General features: G+C 66.7%; 18 protein-coding genes and 4 tRNA genes. 8 read left to right on the top strand and 14 right to left on the bottom strand.

Going from position 1 to position 17574, the window contains the following annotated elements; all coding sequences use genetic code 11:
- Positions 1 to 7 precede the first annotated feature (7 nt).
- Complete coding sequence (locus J3A72_RS16540; RefSeq protein WP_014646736.1) at positions 8 to 709, bottom strand: pirin family protein; 702 nt, start codon at positions 707 to 709, stop codon at positions 8 to 10.
- A 140-nt stretch (positions 710 to 849) separates the two neighbouring features.
- Between J3A72_RS16540 and J3A72_RS16535 the strand changes: the two genes are divergently transcribed.
- Positions 850 to 1770 (top strand): LysR family transcriptional regulator, encoded by a 921-nt coding sequence (locus J3A72_RS16535; RefSeq protein ID WP_046429929.1) that lies wholly within the window; start codon positions 850 to 852, stop codon positions 1768 to 1770.
- Positions 1771 to 2478: 708 nt separating this feature from the next.
- Here J3A72_RS16535 and J3A72_RS16530 read toward each other — a convergent pair.
- The 10 genes from J3A72_RS16530 to J3A72_RS16485 form a co-directional block, all read right to left on the bottom strand.
- Positions 2479 to 2555, bottom strand: a tRNA-Arg gene (locus J3A72_RS16530).
- 32 nt (positions 2556 to 2587) lie between these two features.
- Positions 2588 to 2664: transfer RNA gene (locus tag J3A72_RS16525), tRNA-Arg, on the bottom strand.
- Between the two features lie 58 nt (positions 2665 to 2722).
- Positions 2723 to 2799 (bottom strand) — tRNA-Arg (locus tag J3A72_RS16520).
- Positions 2790 to 3716: an alpha/beta fold hydrolase gene (locus tag J3A72_RS16515; protein ID WP_049420095.1), complete on the bottom strand. Its 927-nt coding sequence runs from the start codon at positions 3714 to 3716 to the stop codon at positions 2790 to 2792. Before J3A72_RS16515 ends, J3A72_RS16520 begins: the two co-directional genes overlap by 10 nt.
- Positions 3713 to 4522, bottom strand: a complete 810-nt coding sequence (thiD, locus tag J3A72_RS16510; protein ID WP_046429932.1) for a bifunctional hydroxymethylpyrimidine kinase/phosphomethylpyrimidine kinase — start codon at positions 4520 to 4522, stop codon at positions 3713 to 3715. Before thiD ends, J3A72_RS16515 begins: the two co-directional genes overlap by 4 nt.
- 108 nt (positions 4523 to 4630) lie before the next feature.
- Positions 4631 to 5299, bottom strand: coding sequence for a YoaK family protein (locus J3A72_RS16505; protein ID WP_046429933.1), 669 nt, complete (start codon positions 5297 to 5299; stop codon positions 4631 to 4633).
- A 12-nt stretch (positions 5300 to 5311) separates the two neighbouring features.
- Positions 5312 to 5818, bottom strand: coding sequence for a hypothetical protein (locus tag J3A72_RS16500; protein ID WP_053495350.1), 507 nt, complete (start codon positions 5816 to 5818; stop codon positions 5312 to 5314).
- On the bottom strand, positions 5815 to 7215 hold the full coding sequence (locus J3A72_RS16495) for a PhoH family protein (RefSeq protein ID WP_014646742.1): 1401 nt from the start codon (positions 7213 to 7215) through the stop codon (positions 5815 to 5817). The genes J3A72_RS16500 and J3A72_RS16495 overlap by 4 nt, the downstream gene beginning before the upstream one ends.
- An 84-nt stretch (positions 7216 to 7299) precedes the next feature.
- Positions 7300 to 7779, bottom strand: a complete 480-nt coding sequence (locus tag J3A72_RS16490) for a peroxiredoxin (protein WP_014646743.1) — start codon at positions 7777 to 7779, stop codon at positions 7300 to 7302.
- A gap of 91 nt (positions 7780 to 7870) precedes the next feature.
- Positions 7871 to 8431 carry a glycine cleavage system protein R gene (locus tag J3A72_RS16485; protein WP_005409051.1) on the bottom strand — a complete coding sequence of 187 codons (561 nt, stop codon included), beginning with the start codon at positions 8429 to 8431 and terminating at the stop codon, positions 7871 to 7873.
- Positions 8432 to 8594: 163 nt separating this feature from the next.
- Here J3A72_RS16485 and dapA point away from each other — a divergent pair, with 163 nt between their 5' ends.
- Positions 8595 to 9488: a 4-hydroxy-tetrahydrodipicolinate synthase gene (dapA, locus tag J3A72_RS16480; RefSeq protein WP_014646744.1), complete on the top strand. Its 894-nt coding sequence runs from the start codon at positions 8595 to 8597 to the stop codon at positions 9486 to 9488.
- 32 nt (positions 9489 to 9520) lie between these two features.
- Complete coding sequence (locus J3A72_RS16475; protein WP_032960832.1) at positions 9521 to 10036, top strand: hypothetical protein; 516 nt, start codon at positions 9521 to 9523, stop codon at positions 10034 to 10036.
- A gap of 255 nt (positions 10037 to 10291) precedes the next feature.
- On the opposite strand, the gene fdxA is transcribed toward J3A72_RS16475, so the two are convergent.
- The gene (gene fdxA, locus J3A72_RS16470) at positions 10292 to 10615 is read right to left on the bottom strand and encodes a ferredoxin FdxA (RefSeq protein WP_005409054.1); all 324 of its coding nucleotides are present in this window, start codon (positions 10613 to 10615) and stop codon (positions 10292 to 10294) included.
- Between the two features lie 180 nt (positions 10616 to 10795).
- Between fdxA and J3A72_RS16465 the strand changes: the two genes are divergently transcribed.
- On the top strand, positions 10796 to 12220 hold the full coding sequence (locus tag J3A72_RS16465; protein ID WP_075077236.1) for a sugar porter family MFS transporter: 1425 nt from the start codon (positions 10796 to 10798) through the stop codon (positions 12218 to 12220).
- A 498-nt stretch (positions 12221 to 12718) separates the two neighbouring features.
- On the opposite strand, the gene J3A72_RS16460 is transcribed toward J3A72_RS16465, so the two are convergent.
- Positions 12719 to 13699 carry an IS5 family transposase gene (locus J3A72_RS16460; RefSeq protein WP_075076136.1) on the bottom strand — a complete coding sequence of 327 codons (981 nt, stop codon included), beginning with the start codon at positions 13697 to 13699 and terminating at the stop codon, positions 12719 to 12721.
- Positions 13700 to 13755: 56 nt separating this feature from the next.
- Positions 13756 to 13828, bottom strand: a tRNA-Glu gene (locus J3A72_RS16455).
- A 52-nt stretch (positions 13829 to 13880) separates the two neighbouring features.
- Between J3A72_RS16455 and pcnB the strand changes: the two genes are divergently transcribed.
- The 4 genes from pcnB to panC are packed head-to-tail and all read left to right on the top strand — an operon-like array spanning position 13881 to position 17435.
- Complete coding sequence (gene pcnB, locus J3A72_RS16450) at positions 13881 to 15260, top strand: polynucleotide adenylyltransferase PcnB (protein ID WP_032960826.1); 1380 nt, start codon at positions 13881 to 13883, stop codon at positions 15258 to 15260.
- 3 nt (positions 15261 to 15263) lie between these two features.
- The gene (folK, locus tag J3A72_RS16445) at positions 15264 to 15749 is read left to right on the top strand and encodes a 2-amino-4-hydroxy-6-hydroxymethyldihydropteridine diphosphokinase (protein ID WP_032960824.1); all 486 of its coding nucleotides are present in this window, start codon (positions 15264 to 15266) and stop codon (positions 15747 to 15749) included.
- Between the two features lie 34 nt (positions 15750 to 15783).
- Positions 15784 to 16599: a 3-methyl-2-oxobutanoate hydroxymethyltransferase gene (panB, locus tag J3A72_RS16440; RefSeq protein ID WP_014646749.1), complete on the top strand. Its 816-nt coding sequence runs from the start codon at positions 15784 to 15786 to the stop codon at positions 16597 to 16599.
- On the top strand, positions 16596 to 17435 hold the full coding sequence (panC, locus tag J3A72_RS16435) for a pantoate--beta-alanine ligase (RefSeq protein ID WP_075077235.1): 840 nt from the start codon (positions 16596 to 16598) through the stop codon (positions 17433 to 17435). The genes panB and panC overlap by 4 nt, the downstream gene beginning before the upstream one ends.
- Positions 17436 to 17574 lie beyond the last annotated feature (139 nt).

Raw genomic sequence — 17574 nt, 5'->3', positions numbered from 1 at the left:
GTTGTGGTTACAGCGGCAGGTCGAACACCAGCACTTCGGCGTCGTTGCCGTTTTCCAGGGTCAGCTGCGCTTCGTCGCTGACCTGCAGTGCATCACCGGCTTCCAGGGTGATGCCATTGACCTGCAGCTGGCCTCGGGCAACCTGCACATAGGCACCACGGCCATTGCCGAGCGCGTGGTGCAGCTTCTGGCCGCCATCGAGGATGGTGGCGAAGATGCGGGCATCCTGGTGGATGCGCAGCGAACCGTCGGCACCGTCCGGCGAAGCGATCAGGCGCAGCTGGCCGCGCTTGGTCTCCGGGGCGAAGTGGGTCTCCTCGTAGGACGGCGTGATGTTCTCGCGGTCCGGGAAGATCCAGATCTGCAGGAAGTGCACGGTCTCGTCGGCCGAGTGGTTGAATTCGCTGTGGCTGACACCACTGCCGGCACTCATGCGCTGCACGTCGCCGTAGCGCAGCACCGAGCCGGTGCCCATCGAATCCTTGTGCTCCAGCGCGCCGCCCAGCACATAGGAAACGATCTCCATGTTGCTGTGGCTATGGGTGCCGAAGCCCTGGCCGCCGATCACCTTGTCTTCGTTGATCACCCGCAGCGGGCCGAAGCTGACGTAGCGGGGGTCGTAGTAGTTGGCGAAGGAGAAGGTATGGCGCGAGGACAGCCAGCCATGCTCGGCCAGGCCACGGGTAGCGCTCTTGCGGATCTGCAGCATGATGGAATCTCCTTGTTCGATGGTTTCGATGGGGCGGGGTGAGGCGGTAGTTGCCGTGTTTCCCCGTTGGAGAGAAGTATCCGCTTGCGCCCGGGGTTTGAAAAACGGATAGTTTTGACGGCCATCATCGAAAAATTCGAATGCTCAAGCTCAGCCTCGATGCCCTGCAGATCCTGGATGCCATCGACCGCCGCGGCTCCTTTGCCGGCGCCGGCAAGGCCCTGCACAAGGTGCCCTCGACCATTTCCTACACCGTGGCCAAGCTGGAGGAGGACCTCGGCGTGCAGCTGTTCGACCGGGTCGGCCCGCGTGCCGAACCGACCGAGGCCGGACGCGCCCTGCTGGACGAGGGTCGGCATCTCCTGCGTGCGGCCCGCGAGCTGGAGCTGCGGGTGCGCCGGGTGGCGTCGGGCTGGGAGACCGAACTGACCCTGGCGGTGGACTCGGTGTTCCCGACCTGGCTGCTGGGCCCGGACATCGCCGCGTTTCGTGAGGCGGAGGCGCCGACCCGGCTGCGGCTGATCGGCGAGGCCTTGTCCGGCACCTGGGAGGCCCTGCTGGACCGCCGCGCCGACCTGCTGGTCGGGGCGCCGGGCGAGGGGCCCAGTGGCGGTGGTTACGTGGTCGAGCCGCTGGGCACGGTGGAGTTCGTGTTCGCGGTCGCACCGGATCATCCGTTGGCCAAGGTGCCGGGCGTGCTCGGTCGCGAGCAGCTGGTCGAGCACTGCGCGATCGCCGTTTCTGATTCGGCGCGGCGGTTGCTGCCGCGCACGGTGGGCCTGTTGATGGGGCAGGAGATGCTGACCGTGCCTGACATGGCCAGCAAACTGAAGCTGCAATGCGAAGGTGTGGGCTTCGGCTTCCTGCCCGAGCCGTGCGCGCGCGCTGCAGTGGCGCGTGGCCAGCTGGTGATCCGCGAGGTGGAGGAACACAAGCCGGAGGAAACGTTCTGGCTGGCCTGGCGCACCGGCGAGGACGGCGCGGCACTGCGGTGGTGGCGCGAGCGCCTGCGCAGGCCGGAGCTGCTGTCGCAGTGGTGGCAGGCAATGGCCAAGGGGTAGGGGTTTGGCAGGGCTGCGCCCTGCACCCGCCGAGGCCAAAGCAACAGCAACAGCAACAGCAACAGCAACAGCAACAGCAACAGCAACAGCAACAGCAACAGCAAAAGCGTGCATTCCGTGAGATGGCGGGGTGGGTCCGGTTGCGGGGGCCGCTGCAAGTACGTCCATGTAAGCTCGGTCGCCGCATCCATGCGGCTCACGCCCCCGCAACCGGACCCACCCCGCCTTCGACAGTTTTCCGCGATCTGTCGGAACGGCGTACTGCTCTGGTAGGTGTCGACCTTGGTCGACACGGTGGATCCACGTCATGCGTGGTTGAATTCACTCGATATCTGACAGATGTGTCGACCAAGGTCGACACCTACCAACAGCCGCGTGAACCTGTCGAAGGTGGGGCGGTGTCGGAGTGCGGGGTGTCAGCCGCATGGGCCCGAGGCATGCCTCGGGCGGGTTGGGCAGGACGCCCAACCCCGGTCTTGCCGTGTGCGCAGGAAAGCGCACACGAGCAAGCGGCTGCCAAGCCTGCATGGACGTACTTGCGGCGTCCCCGCACTCCGACACCGCCCCGCCAACCCACGGAATGCGTGCTGTTGCTGTTGTCGTTGAGGTTGCCGGCCAGCGGCCGGCACTACCAGGGGTGCAGGGCGCAGCCCTGCCGAAAAACACGCATAAAAAAACAGCAGGCCGAGGCCTGCTGTTTCGGTGTAATGGTGCGCCCGGAGAGATTCGAACTCCCGACCGCCTGGTTCGTAGCCAGGTACTCTATCCAACTGAGCTACGGGCGCCAATTACATAAACTTGTTGTGCTGACTGTGTATGGTGCGCCCGGAGAGATTCGAACTCCCGACCGCCTGGTTCGTAGCCAGGTACTCTATCCAACTGAGCTACGGGCGCGCGGTACACAATCAAATTTTACTGCATTTCCAGCGGCGGATGCTGAAAACCTGTCGAGTGGTGCGCCCGGAGAGATTCGAACTCCCGACCGCCTGGTTCGTAGCCAGGTACTCTATCCAACTGAGCTACGGGCGCCCTGCGACAGGAGCGGAATTATGCGGATGTCGGCGCGTACCGTCAACAGTTTTGTGAAAATTTTCATCCAACTGAATGAAAAAGCGGTCCGCCACAGCGTCAGGGGCCTTCAGCCAGGCGAAATGATCGGCACGCGTGCCCAGTTCCTGCCCCGACAGCACGCGCAGCTGCGCGTCCACATTCGGCAGCTTGGCCAGCAATGTCTGCATCGATCCGGTCGGTGCCAACCAGTCGTGTTCCATCAACACCGCCTGCGCGCTGCCATGCACGCGCGCCATCTGTGCGTCGAGGTCTTCGTCCATGCCGGCCGCGGCATAGTGGTTGTTCAGGCCCACGCGCGCCCAGTCGGCGATCAGTCCGCGCGCTTCGGTGCCGCCGAAGCCGAGGCGCCGACCATGCAGCACGCCCTGGCGCTGTGCGATCCACGGCAGGAAGCGGTAGACCAGCGGCAGCAGCCAGCCGCGCGGCGGTGGGAAGCCACGCCAGAACGGTGAGCCGCTGGCCGCCAACCACAAGCGGTTGAAGTGCTGCGGATTGCGGCCGGCATGCACGCAGGCCAGCTGACCGCCGAGGCTGTGGCCACCGATGATCCAGGGCAGCGCGCCGGCCTCGTCATCCGCCGCGACAAGGACCGCCTGGCTGGTGGGCAGATCCTGTTCGAGTACCTCGCGATAGCCCCAGTCCTGCGTGCGCGACGGCCGCAGTGAGCTGCTGCCATTGCCGCGCCACTCGTGCAGGTACACCGCCACGCCCTTCGCCGCCAGCGCCTGCGCCAGCGGCAGGTAGTGGCGAGCGGCCACGCCCAGTGCAGGCAGCCACAGCAGGCGCGCGATGGGCTGTGCAGGCACGCAGGCAATCACTTCGTAGCGATGGCCATCAGCGCACTGCACGGCGAGGACGTCCGGTGTGAGGCTCATGCGTGTGGTGCCGCGCCGAAGTGATCGAGCACCAGCACCTCGCTGCGGCCGGGGGCATAGCCCTGCTGCAGGCCGCGTGCAACGTAGTCGATACCGGCTTCGCAGGCATTGGCCAGGCTCAAGCCGTTGCACAGTTGCGCGGCGATGGCCGAGGCCAGCGTGCAGCCGGTGCCATGTGCGTCCAGCGGCAGGCGGGCATGGATGAATTCTTCGCTGCTGACGCCGTCGAAGTAGCGGTCGATCACGCGGTTGCCTTCCTGCAGATGGCCACCTTTGAGCAGCACCGCACCGGCGCCCAGGTCGAGCAGGGCGGAAGCGGCGCGCTCCGCGTCATCGCCGTTGCCGATCTTCCGTCCGACCAGCAGCTCTGCTTCCGGCGTGTTCGGGGTGATCAGCGTGGCCAGCGGGATCAGCCGCTCGCGCATCGCCTGCAGGGCGCTGTCTTCCAGCAGGCGCGCGCCGCTGGTGGCGACCATCACCGGGTCCAGTACCACGTGTGGCGGGCGATGGCGCTCCAATGCATCGGCGACGGCATTGATCACCTCGGCGTTGGCCAGCATGCCGAGCTTCACCGCGTGGATGTCGAAGTCGTCGAAGCAGGCGTCCAGTTGCGCGCGCAGGAAATCGATCGGCGGCACATGCACGGCGATGACGCCGCGGGTGTTCTGCGCGGTCAGTGCAGCAATCGCGGAAAGGCCATGCACGCGGTGTGCGGCGAAGGCCTTCAGGTCGGCCTGGATGCCGGCGCCACCACCGGAGTCGGAGCCGGCGATGGTGAGGGCGGAAACGGGAGTGGTCGGGCTCATCCAGCGATTGTGCCGTGGTCACCGTAAAGGAGGTAGCGTCGCCGCTGATAGATGGGGTCAGATTCCTTTTCCGCAGGAAAAGGGATCTGACCCCCCGGAGCGCCGCCCTCAATGCCGCCAACGCGCCCACTGCTGGTACAGCACATAACCCAGTCCGGTCAGGCCGGTGAGCAGGGCGGGGGCAAGCAGGGCGTCGTACTGCCAGCGCACGAACAGCCAGGCGCCGAGGATGCCGCCGGCGAGGAAGCCGCTGATGATCAGGCCGCTGAGGGTCAGTCGCCGTACCTGCAGTGGCAACCCGCGCAGCAGGTGGCCCAGGCCGATGCCGAGGTCGGTGAACATGCCGCTGAGGTGGGTGGTGCGCACCACCGCGCCGCTGAAAGTGGTGGCCATTGCATTCTGCAGGCCGCAGGCCATGGCGGCGGCCAGTGCGCCCCAGATCTGGTGCTGTTCGAACAGCGGAATGGACACCAGCAAAAGAGCCGATTCCAGCGCCAGCGCCACGCCGTAGCGTCGGCCCAGCTGCAGGGTGCTGTCCTGGATCAGCAGGCCGCTGAGCATTGCGCCCAGCGAGAACGCGATCAGCAGTCCCCACAGGTGGCCGACCGCGCGCCAGTCACCCTGGGCCAGTGCCATGCCGAGCTGGCTGGTACTGCCGGTCATGTGGCTGACCGCCTGGTGCTCGAAACCGAGGAAGCCGACCACGTTGACCATGCCGGCCACGCACGAGAGCGCGACCGCGCCGATCCAGACCCAGGTGGGCAGGCGTATTCCCATCGGCGGGGCCCCTCAGGGCCCGCCGAAGCCGCCGTTGAACTGCAGCTCGCTGAAGGTGTTGCTGGCCGGGTCGAACACCGCGCCCCAGAACTGCGCGCCGCCATCGCAGACGCGGATCGCTTCGCGGGCCGGATTGATGCCGCTGTCGTCGGGCAGGTGGAAGGCATTGATGTAGATCAGCCGTCGGCCTGCGCTTTCGATACCGACGTACTGCCGGTCAAAGTCGAGCACCTTCGGCACCTGGGCCTCCAGCGAAGACAGATTCGCTTCCAGCTGGTCGATCTGCTGCCGGCTGGGTGCCCAGTAGCCGCTGACCCGCCCGGCCTCGCGGCCGGGGCTGGGCCGCGAGCAGGTGTCGAGCACCTGCGCGGCGATGATCGGGCGGGTGACCACCCAGGACTGGCCGGTGCGCTCGGCGGTGGGCACACTGGCCGGGCCGCGCGTAGTGGTGCAGGCGCCCAGCACGGCTGCGAGGGTGATTGCAGCCGTGGGCAGCAGCAGGCGGGTGCAGCGGTTCACAACACCTCCGAAGCGTAATCGGCCAGGCGCGAACGCTCGCCACGGCGCAGGGTGATGTGTGCACTATGCGGCCAGTTCTTGAAGCGATCCACCGCGTAGGTCAGGCCCGAGGTGGTCTCGGTCAGGTACGGGGTGTCGATCTGCTCGACGTTGCCCAGGCAGACGATCTTGGTGCCGGGGCCGGCGCGGGTGATCAGCGTCTTCATCTGCTTCGGGGTGAGGTTCTGCGCCTCGTCCAGGATCAGGTAGCGCGACAGGAACGTGCGGCCGCGCATGAAGTTCATCGAGCGGATCTTGATGCGGCTGGCCAGCAGGTCGTTGGTCGCCTGGCGCCCCCACGTGCCGCCTTCCTGGTTGTGCGTGAGCACTTCCAGGTTGTCGGTCAGCGCGCCCATCCACGGCGTCATCTTCTCTTCTTCGGTGCCGGGCAGGAAACCGATGTCCTCGCCGACGCTGACCGTGGCGCGGGTCATGATGATCTCGCGGTAGCGCTGCTGGTCCATCGTCTGCGCCAGGCCGGCGGCCAGCGCCAGCAGGGTCTTGCCGGTGCCGGCGGTACCCAGCAGCGTGACGAAGTCGATCTCCGGATCCATCAGTGCGTTGAGGGCGAAGTTCTGCTCGCGGTTGCGTGCGCTGATGCCCCACACGGCGTGGCTGCCGTGGCGGAAATCATCGACCAGCGACAGCACCACCTTGCCGTCACCGACCACGCGGCTGACGCGCAGCTCGACTTCATCTTCGCCGGGCAGGTAGACGTACTGGTTCGGGTACCACTCCTCGCCGTCCTGCGCCTGGATTTCGTAATGGGTACGGCCCTTGTCGCTCCAGCTGCGCAGGTCGTCGCCGTGGCGCTTCCAGAAGTCTTCCGGCAGCTCGGTAGCGCCGGTGTAGAGCAGGCTGAAATCGTCCAGCGCGCGGTCGTTCTCGTAGTCCTCGGACACGATGCCGGCGATGGCGGCCTTGATCCGCAGGTTGATGTCCTTGGAGACGAACACCACCGGCAGGTCGGGGGTTTCTTCCTTCAGGGCCAGGATCGCGCCGAGGATGGCGTTGTCCGGGATCACCTTGCCGAAGCTCTTGCCAGCGTCGAAATGGCTGGTCTGGAAGCGCAGCTTGCCGGCGCTCTGCTTGCCGCGCAGCTGCAGCCCATTCGGGCGCTGCAGCGGAATGCCGTCGGCCAGGTTGTCCAGGCCGGAGGCCTGCACCAGCTCGTTGAGGAAGCGGCTCACCTGGCGGGCGTTGCGGCTCGCTTCGGAGGTGCCCTTCTTGCCGTTGTCCAGCTCCTCGATCACCTGCATGGGCAGGTAAACGTCGTGCTCCTCGAATTTGAACAGCGCGGTCGGATCGTGCATCAGCACGTTGGTATCCAGCACGTAGATGCGCTTGCCTCGGGTCATCGTCGATTCCTGGTTACGGACAGGGAAAAACCACCACGGCCTGCTGCCTGGCAGGGTGATGGCAGACACAGTAGGCAGTGGGACTCACTTGGACTGGGAGGCCTTCAGTTCGGCGAGAACGGCATCGGCATGGCCGGCGACCTTGACCTTGCGCCAGGACTGCACGATGCGGCTGTCGGGGGAAATCAGGAAGGTGCTGCGTTCGATGCCACGTACCTGCTTGCCGTACATGTTCTTCATCTTGATCACGTCGAAGGCGCTGCACAGCGCTTCGTCGCCATCACTGACCAGGGGGAAGCCGAAGCCCTGCCTGGCACAGAAATTGTCGTGCGACTTCACCGAATCGCGCGAGACGCCCAGCACGACCGCGCCGGCCTTCTTGAACTTCGGCAGCAGCGCGTTGAAGTCGATACCTTCGGTGGTGCAGCCGGGAGTGCTGTCCTTGGGGTAGAAGTACAGCACCAGCCACTGGCCGGCATAGTCGCCGAGGGTGGCCTGGTCGCCACCGGACAGCGCCAGCGGCAGGGAGAGGGTGGTGCTGTCCAGGGTATCGCCGTTGTTCATGAGGTCCTTCTGTCGAGCCTGGGTTCTTTCCAAGACAATTGCATGAAACGCCACGCGCCCGTGAGAGGCGCGCGAAAAATCAGGAATTCATTCAGAACTTCATCGGGTCCATGATCGCGTCCAGGTTCAGGTGGTCGCAGAACTCAAGGAAATCGTCGCGCAGCGCGGCGATGTGCATGTTGGCCGGCACGCCGATGGTGACCTGTGCACTGAACATTTCCGCACCGGTCTGCATGGCGCGGTAGCGCGTGCTCTGCAGGTTCTCGATGGTGATGCCCTGGCGGTCGAAGAAGTCGGCCAGCTGGAACAGGATGCCCGGCTTGTCGGCGGCGATCACTTCGACGATGTACGGCAGCAGGTTGGACTGCGCCTGCTTGGCGGCGGTGCGGTACCAGACCAGCTTCAGGCCCTCCTCGCGCTCCAGCCGGGTCAGCATCGCCTCGAGCTTGGCCACTGAGTCCCAGGAGCCGGTGGCCAGGGCGGTGACCGAGACATCGCGGCCGACCGTGGCCAGGCGTGCGTCCACCAGGTTGCAGCCGCTGTCGGCGATGCGGCGGGTGACGGACAGCAGGGGGGACTCCGGATGCGTCGTATAGGCGTTGATCAGGAGGTGGTTTTCGCTCGGCGCGGGGCGCGGGGTGGTGTCGGTCAAGGCGATTCCGGGTAATGCATGCGTGAGTCTGAATGCCCGCCAGAGGCGGGGATCCACCGGTGTCCAGCATACTTGCCCGTGCTTTCGCGCCGCAAGTAACATTCAGGCCGCCCCCAGCCTTTCGTGGCGGGCGTTTCCCTTCCCAGCCAAGAGCAGCACGTCCTTGTCCCTTTCCGGCCTCATCACCGCGCTGGCGACCCCGTTCCGGGCCGACGGCGCCCTCGATCCCGATGGTTGGCAGCGCCTGCTGCACCTGCAACTGGAGGGTGGCGTCCATGGCGTTGTCGTGGCTGGCTCGACCGGCGAAGCGGCGACCCTGACCGATGCCGAGTACGACCAGCTGCTGGCCAGCGCCGTCGAACGCATCGGCGGCCGCATCCCGGTCATGGCCGGCACCGGCCTGTCGGGCACCGCCAAGACCATCGAACAGACCCGCCGTGCCGCCGCCCTTGGCGCCAGCCACGCACTGGTGGTCACCCCGCCGTACGTGCGGCCGACCCAGGCTGGCCTGATCGCGCACTATCGCGCGGTGGCCGACCAGGGCGGGCTGCCGGTCGTGCTCTACAACGTGCCCGGCCGTACCGGCTGCGACATGCAGCCGGAGACCGTGGCCGAACTGGCCAGCCACCCCAATATCGTCGGCATCAAGGAAGCGGTGGGTGACACCGGCCGGGTGCAGGCGCTGCTGGCGCTGCGCAGCCCGAAGTTCGCCGTGCTCAGTGGCGACGACGGCACCGCCGCGCGTTCGATCCGGGCCGGCATCGATGGCCTGATCTCGGTCGGTTCCAACGTGCTTCCGGGCGCGTATCGCCGGATGTGCGAGCTGGCTGCCGCGCACGACCACGAAGCCACCGAGTCGTGGGACGCGCGCCTGCATCCCTTCCATGATTTCTGTGGCGTCGAACCCAACCCGATCCCGGTCAAGGCGCTGCTGCGCCGCATCGGCATCGGCCATGACCTGCGCCTGCCGCTGCTGCCGCTGTCGGCAGCACATCATCCCGCGGCCGACCACCTTGCCGGCGACATCGCCGCCCTCGAAGCCCTTTCCAGCCACTGACCTTCCGTCTTGGTCTGACCCAGGAGATTCACATGCGTCAATCCGTTTCCACTGTCCGCGTGCTGTCCTACGCCCTGCTTGCTGTAGCTGTTGCGGCCGGCACCACCGGGTGCTTCAAGCGTGGCGTCAAGGGCGACTACGCCCTGGCCCCGGAAATGCGCCCGCTGGAAGTACCGCCGGACCTGAACCTGCCCAACGCCACTACCGACAACAAGGTGCCGACACTGGCCTCGGCCACCAAGCCGGCGGCGCCGGTCGCCGCAGCCCCGGCGGTGGGCAACACCGGTTTCACCATTGCCGGTGGCAAGGATGAAGCCTTCGCCAAGGTCGGTACCGCACTGGAAGGCGTGGAAGGCGTGACCATTGCCAGCCGCGCGCAGCTGCTGGGCTCGTACGACGTGGCCTACGAAGGCAGCAACTTCCTGGTCCGCGTGGTGGCGGTTGATGCAGGTGCCTACATCTCCGCGGTCGACCCGCGTGGCCTGCCGGCCACCGCCGAAGCGCCGGTGAAGCTGATCGCCGCGCTGAAGGCGAAGCTGGCTCAGTAAGGGCCGCCCTGGTAGAGGCCGACCTTGGTCGGCGCTTTTGTGCCAACCAAGGTTGGCACCTACCGGAAGACGTGCCCTGGTAGAGGCCGACCTTGGTCGGCGCTTTTGTGCCAACCAAGGTTGGCACCTACCGGAAGACGTGCCTTGGTAGAGGCCGACCTTGGTCGGCGCTTTTGTGCCAACCAAGGTTGGCACCTACCGAGAACAGAAAAGGGCGCCATGGGCGCCCTTTTCCGTTGCCGCCGCGGGCGCTTCTCAGCGCTCCAGCAGCTTCAGCTTGTCCGGCTTGCCGTCCCATTCGCCGGCGTCGGCGGGCGGGTCCTTGCGCACGGTCAGCACCGGCCATTCCTTCGCCAGCTCGGCATTGAGGGCAACGAAGCCTTCCTGGCCGGCGGGGACGTCGTCCTCGGGGAAAATCGCGTTGACCGGGCACTCCGGCTCGCAGAGGGTGCAGTCGATGCACTCATCCGGGTCGATCACCAGGAAGTTCGGGCCTTCGTGGAAGCAATCCACGGGGCACACTTCCACGCAATCGGTGTGTTTGCACTTGATGCAGTTTTCGGTGACGACAAAGGGCATGGGCTGGGGGTGGATCGATTCCTGAACCCGCCAATTCTAGAACAGGTTGGCCCCCGGTGTCGGGATGGGACGGAAAACGGGCGTCTGGCAGGCGCGGCCATTGGCGGCACGGCAGGGCGTGTGCGAGGCTGCGCGACAACCGGTCCTGGTGGCCGGGCTCCCTTCCCAGCAGGATCGTCCATGTCCCAGGCCCCGTCCCGCACCGCCTCCCACGGTGGTGAAAACACGGCGTTCATCGTCCTGATCAGTTGCGTGGCCACGCTTGGTGGCTTCCTGTTCGGCTTCGACAGTGGTGTCATCAACGGCACGGTCGATGGCCTGCGCCAGGCCTTCAACTCCAGCGAGGCGGCGCTGGGTTTCGAAGTTGCCTCGATGCTGCTGGGCTGCGCGATCGGTGCCTTCCTGGCCGGTTGGTTGGGCGACCGCCTGGGGCGCCGTGGTGTCCTGATCGTGTCCGCGCTGATGTTCCTGGTCTCGGCGCTGGGCGCCGGGGCGGCCCACGCGTCCTGGCTGTTCATCGCGGCCCGCGTGCTGGGCGGCTTTGCGGTGGGGGCGGCCAGCGTGATGTCACCGGCCTACATCGCCGAAGTCGCCTCGGCGCGCTATCGCGGCCGGCTGGCCACGGTGCAGCAGATGGCCATCATCTGCGGTTTGTTCGCGGCCTTCCTCAGCAATTACTTGCTGGCCCGCGCCGCCGGCGCCTCGACCGAGCCGCTGTGGCTGGGCCACGAAGCCTGGCGATGGATGTTCTGGATGCAGGCGCTGCCCTCCGCGCTGTTCCTGCTGTTGCTGCTGGTGATTCCGGAAAGCCCGCGCTTCCTGGTGCTGAAGGGCCGCCAGGGGCAGGCGAGGGCGGTGTTGTCGCGACTGTACGGCGAGGCCGCTGCCCGGGCCAAGCAGGCCGAGATCGAAGCCAGCCTGGCACAGGACCAGCACAAGCCGCGCTTCGGCGACCTGCGCAGCAGGGCTACCGGCAGGCTGCGCCCGATCCTCTGGGTGGGCATCGGCCTGGCCATGTTCCAGCAGCTGGTCGGCATCAACGTGGTGTTCTACTACGGCGCGGTGCTGTGGCAGGCGGTGGGTTTCTCTGAAAGCGACGCACTGCTGATCAATGTGCTGTCCGGCGCGCTGAGCATCGGCGCCTGCCTGCTCACCGTGCTGCTGATCGACCGCATCGGGCGAAAGCCGCTGCTGTGGGTCGGCTCGGTCGGCATGTCGGTGGCGCTGGTGCTGATGGTGGTGGCGTTTGCCAGCGGCAGCCTGGCCGGCGGGCGCCTGCAGCTGTCCGATGGCATGGGACGGCTGGCGCTGGTCGCCGCCAACGTCTACGTGGTGTTCTTCAACATGTCCTGGGGCCCGGTGATGTGGGTGATGTTGGGCGAGATGTTCCCCAACCAGATCCGCGGCCCGGCGCTGGCGGTGGCGGGTGCGGCGCAATGGACCTCGAACTTCGCGATCACCGTGACCTTCCCGATGCTGCTGGCCGGCATCGGCCTGGCCGGCGCCTATGGCATCTACGCGGTCGCGGCGATCCTCTCGATCGTCTTCGTGGTCCGCTACGTACGCGAGACCAAGGGCAAGGAGCTGGAGCAGATGGAAGGCTGACGGCGACTGGCTTCGGTTGCGTTCCGTTGGCGCCTGCTTGTCCAGAGTGTGAGGGGGCAGGCTGATCTGGCCCCCTCCTGACAGTTTCATGGTGCGTGCGGATGCGGCGAAGCGCTGGTCGGTTGTTGCCGCAGCTGGCGGGAAACCGTCCAGAGTCGGTGGGGTCACCCAGGGCAGGACCGTTGGCGCCAAGGATGGCGCCATCGAGCCCCCATGGATGGGTTCACGGCGTGTCCTGCCCTGGGTGACCCCACCGGCTCGAGCCGATTGCAGGGAGGCGCCAGAGCGACCAACCCGACCGCAATCACTGCAATCCCGGAAAACAGAAAAGCCCGCACAAGGCGGGCTTTTTCGGTTCCTGCTGCGGCGACTGGCGCTCCCTAGGGAGGGTCTGAACAACGCACTCTGACACTTGGATTTCAGCGTCAGAGCGCCGGACCAGCGTCGATTTGATCAATTTCCCGCCCTTTCAGGCGGTTTCTGGCGGGTTTTCCCGCCTTACAGGCGCACCACCCCCATCGCCGGCAACAGGCGCCGGCGCGCCATCCACAGGTTCGACAGCGCGAACAGCGTCAGCACCTGCGCCGCGTTCTTCGCCAGGCCGCGGTAGCGCACCTTCGTGTAGCCGAACTGGCGCTTGATCACCCGGAACGGATGCTCGACCTTCGCGCGCAGGCTCGCCTTGTACCGCTCCCAGCGCTCGGTGTAACGCCGCTCGCGCGGGTTCTTCATCGCCCGCAACTTCGACGGCTTCTCCGCGATCAGGAAGCCGGCCTCCACATCCTTCAACTCTTCACGCTTGTCGGCACCGGTATAGCCGCTGTCGCCACAGATCGTGTCTTCCCGGCCGTGCAGCAGCCTGTGTACCCGGGTCACGTCGGCCACGTTCGCCGCCGTGCACTCGACGTGGTGCACCAGGCCGGATTCATCATCGACGCCGATGTGCGCCTTCATGCCGAAGTGCCACTGGTTGCCCTTCTTCGTCTGGCACATTTCCGGATCGCGCTTGCCTTCGGCGTTCTTCGTCGAGCTCGGCGCGGCGATGATCGTCGCGTCCACGATCGTGCCCGCGTGCAGGCTCAGGCCCTTGCGCGCCAGATGCGCATTCACCCGCTCGAAGATCCGCCCGGCCAGGCCGTGGGTTTCCAGCAACCGGCGGAAGTGGAGGATCGTGGTCTCGTCGGGAATCGCGTCCACGCCGCCCAACCGCGCGAACCGGCGCATCACCGGCGTGTCGTACAAGGCCTCTTCCATCGCCGGGTCGCTGAGCGCGTACCACTGCTGCAGGAAATGGATGCGCAGCATCGTCGCCAGCGGGTACGGCTGGCGGCCGGGACGGCCCAGCTTCGGGTAGTGCGGCTCGATCAGCGCCAGCAGCGCCTGCCACGGCACCACCTGCTCCATCTCGGCCAGGAAGATCTCCCGCCGCGTGCGCTTGCGCTGGCCCAGGGTCTCGGCATCACCGAACGTCAGCTGCATCGATCGTCACCCCAATCTGGTGCGCTATTGTCGCCTGCAGCAGCGGAGTTGTTCAGACCTTCCCTAGGGGACTCGAACCCCTGTTTTAGCCTTGAGAGGGCCACGTCCTAACCACTAGACGAAGGGAGCGTAACTGTGTCGCTGCCGAGGCAGGAGCGCTAGTATATGCACCTCGATGCCATTGGGCAATCCCGAAACTTCAACCGGAAGCGCCAACATCATTTCCTCTGCTACATCACCGTTCAGCCTGCGCGTCATCCCGCGCGACCAGCACACGATCTCCCGCAAGGACATCAGCCCGAACGCCCTGCGCGTGCTTTACCGCCTGCGCGATGCCGGCTTCGGCGCCTACCTTGTCGGCGGCGCGGTGCGCGATCTGCTGGTCAATGGCCAACCCAAGGATTTCGACGTGGCCACCGACGCCACGCCCGAGCAGGTCAAGCAGCTGTTCCGCAACTGCCGCCTGATCGGCCGCCGGTTCCGCCTCGCCCACGTAGTGTTCGGTCGCGAAATCATCGAAGTCGCCACCTTCCGTGCCAACAGCGATGACGGCAGCGGCGACCGCGAGATGGAAAACGGCATGCTCGTGCGCGACAACGTGTACGGCACCATCGAAGACGACGCCATCCGCCGCGACTTCACCTGCAACGCCCTGTACTACGCCATCGAGGACTTCTCGGTGCGCGACTACACCGGTGGTTTCGAGGACGTGCAGGCGCGCCTGATGAAGCTGATCGGCGACCCGGTGCAGCGCTACCAGGAAGACCCGGTACGCATGCTGCGAGCGGTGCGCCTGGCGGCCAAGCTCGGCTTCCAGATCGAAGAGGGTACTGCCGCGCCGATCCCGCACCTGGCCGGCCTGCTCAACGAAGCCGCGCCAGCGCGCCTGTTCGAGGAAGTGCTCAAGCTGTTCCTGTCCGGACACGGCGTGGCCAGCTTCGAAGGCCTTGAGCGTTACGGCCTGCTCGACGTGCTGTTCCCGGAAAGCGCCAAGGCGCTGAAAGCCAACCGCACCGGCGCGCTGCGCCGCATGCTGGTCGAGGGCCTGGCCAATACCGATGCGCGGGTGGCCAACGACGAACCGGTCTCGCCGGCGTTCCTGTTCGCGCTGCTGCTGTGGCCGGCGTTCTGCCGTGCACAGGCGACCCTGCTCAAGCAGGGCGTGGCACCGGAAGAGGCGCAGCGCCGCGCCGCCGACCGCGTCACCGTGCAGCAGTTGAGCACCATCGCGCTGCCGCGCCGCTTCTCGCTGCCGATGCAGGAAATCTGGCTGCTGCAGTCGCGCTTCAGCTCGCGCCAGCGCAAGCGCGTGTTCCGCACCCTGACCCATCCGCGCTTCCGTGCCGCGTTCGATTTCCTCAGCCTGCGCCAGGTGGCGTCGTCCGAGCACGCCGCCGATGTCGAGTTCTGGCGCGAAGCGCAGGCGCAGTCCGGTCGTGAGCTGGAGTCGTCGCTGGATGCGATGCACAGCGAAGATGGCGATGACGAGAGCGGAGCGCCGCGCAAGCGCCGCCGTCGCCGCCGCCGTCCGGGTGCCGCGGCCGGTGCAGCGGGCGAGTAGGCGATGACCCTTGCCTGGATCGGCCTCGGCGCCAACCTCGGCGACGCGGCCGCCACCGTCGGCGCGGCGATTGCCGCGCTGGACGGCCTGCCCGGGACCCGGCTGCGCCAGGCCTCGCGGCTTTACGCAACGCCGGCCTGGGGCAATGAAGACCAGCCGCCGTTCGTCAATGCGGTGGCCTCGGTCGAAACCACCTTGCCGGCCGATGAGCTGCTGCAGGCCATGCTGGCGCTGGAGCAGCGCTTCGGTCGCACGCGTGATCCGGCAGTGCACTGGGGCCCGCGCGCGCTGGACCTGGACCTGCTGCTGTATGGCGCGCAGGCGCTCGACCAGCCTGGGCTGAAGGTGCCGCATCCGTACCTGCACGAGCGTGCCTTCGTGCTGGTGCCGCTGGCCGAAATCGCGCCGGAACTGACAATTCCTGGCCATGGACGCGTGCAGGATGCAGTGATGCGGGTCGATGCCTGCGGGATCGCGCCGATAGGGTGATAATGCCCGGGTTATCTCCCCCGGTTATCAGCACATGAGCACCCACGCAGACAGCAAGCCCTGGACCGTTCCCGCCCTGGCCGAGGCCAAGCGCAATGGCCAGAAGCTGGTCATGTTGACCGCCTACGACGCCGGCTTCGCCCGCACCTTCGATGCCAACGGCGTCGATCTGATCCTGATCGGCGATTCGCTGGGCATGGTCGTGCAGGGTCATGATTCGACCCTGCCGGTGACCGTGGCCGACATGGTCTACCACACCCGGGCCGTGGCCCGCGTGCTGCAGCGTGCGCTGCTGGTGGCCGACCTGCCGTTCGGCGCCGATGCCACCCCGGAACGCGCGCTGGATGCCTCGCTGCAGCTGCTGCAGGCCGGTGCCGAGATGGTCAAGATCGAAGGTGCCGGCTTCAAGGTCGACATCATCCGCTACCTGGTCGAGCGCGAGATTCCGGTCTGCGCGCACCTCGGCCTGACCCCGCAGTCGGTGCTGCGACTGGGCGGCTTCAAGATCCAGGGCCGCGGCGATGCTGCGCGCCAGCTGGTGGAGGACGCCAGGGCCGTGGCCGCCGCAGGCGCCAGCATCATGGTGCTTGAATGCGTGCCGACCCCGGTCGCTGCCGAAGTGACCGCTGCGGTGGATGTGCCGACCATCGGCATTGGCGCGGGCCCGCAGTGCGATGGCCAGGTGCTGGTGCTGCACGATTTCCTCGGCCTGGACAGTGGCCATCGCCGTCCCAAGTTCGTCAAGGATTTCCTTGCCGAAGGTGGCTCGGTGGCCGGTGCCACCCGCGCCTTTGCCGACGCGGTGCGCGACGGCAGCTTCCCCGACGAACAGCACGCCTACGCCCAATGATCCAGACCTTCAACGAGCTCGGCGCGTTGCGCGAGCAGATCGCCCAGTGGAAGCGTGAGGGCCTGCGCGTGGCGCTGGTGCCGACCATGGGCAACCTGCATGGGGGGCACCATTCGCTGGTGACCCTGGCCCGCCAGTACGCCGACAAGGTGGTGGCGAGCATCTTCGTCAATCCGACCCAGTTCGGCCCCAACGAGGATTTCAGTCGCTACCCGCGCACGCCCGAGGCCGACGTGGCCGGGCTGGAGCAGGTCGGCTGCGATGCCGTGTGGCTGCCCAGCGTGGAGACGATGTATCCGCTGGGCGTGGACAGGACCACGCGCATGCACGCGCCGGGTGTCAGTGAAGTGCTGGAAGGCGCCAGCCGCCCGGGGCACTTCGATGGCGTCTGCACGGTGGTGGCGCGCCTGTTCCTGCAGGTGCAGCCGGACGTGGCCGTGTTCGGCCGCAAGGACTACCAGCAGCTCGCCGTGATCAGGCAGATGGTGGCCGAGCTGTCGTTCCCGATCCAGATCGTCGGTGCTGAGATCGTGCGCGACGAGGATGGCCTGGCCAAGAGTTCGCGCAACCAGTACCTGAGCGACGAACAGCGCCCGGTCGCGACCACCATCCACCGCACCCTGCTGGGCATGCGCGAGGGCTACGTGGCGGGGCAGGCATGTGATCGCATCGAAGCCGACGCCACGGCCGCATTGCAGGCAGCCGGGTTCCAGGTCGACTACGCGGTGCTGCGCACCCCGGAGCTGGCCGAGCCGACCTTCGACGGCGGTGGCCGCGTGGCGCTGATTGCCGCGCGCCTGGGAACCACCCGGTTGATCGACAACCTGGAGTTCTGAGTTCCGGCGGCGCCGCGCGATGCATGGGGTCAGATCCCTTTTCCAGGGGAAAAGGGTTCTGACCCCGGTTTCACCGGCTACCTGAACAGGTTGCCGGCCGTGATGCCCCGCGCTGCGCGGGTGCTAGAATCCGCTCTTT

This window comes from Stenotrophomonas sp. PvP093, from assembly GCF_017876915.1.
In the GTDB taxonomy this organism is placed as follows: domain Bacteria; phylum Pseudomonadota; class Gammaproteobacteria; order Xanthomonadales; family Xanthomonadaceae; genus Stenotrophomonas; species Stenotrophomonas muris.
The sequence above is the reverse complement of the archived record's forward strand: the minus strand, read 5'-3'. Positions and strand labels throughout refer to the sequence as shown.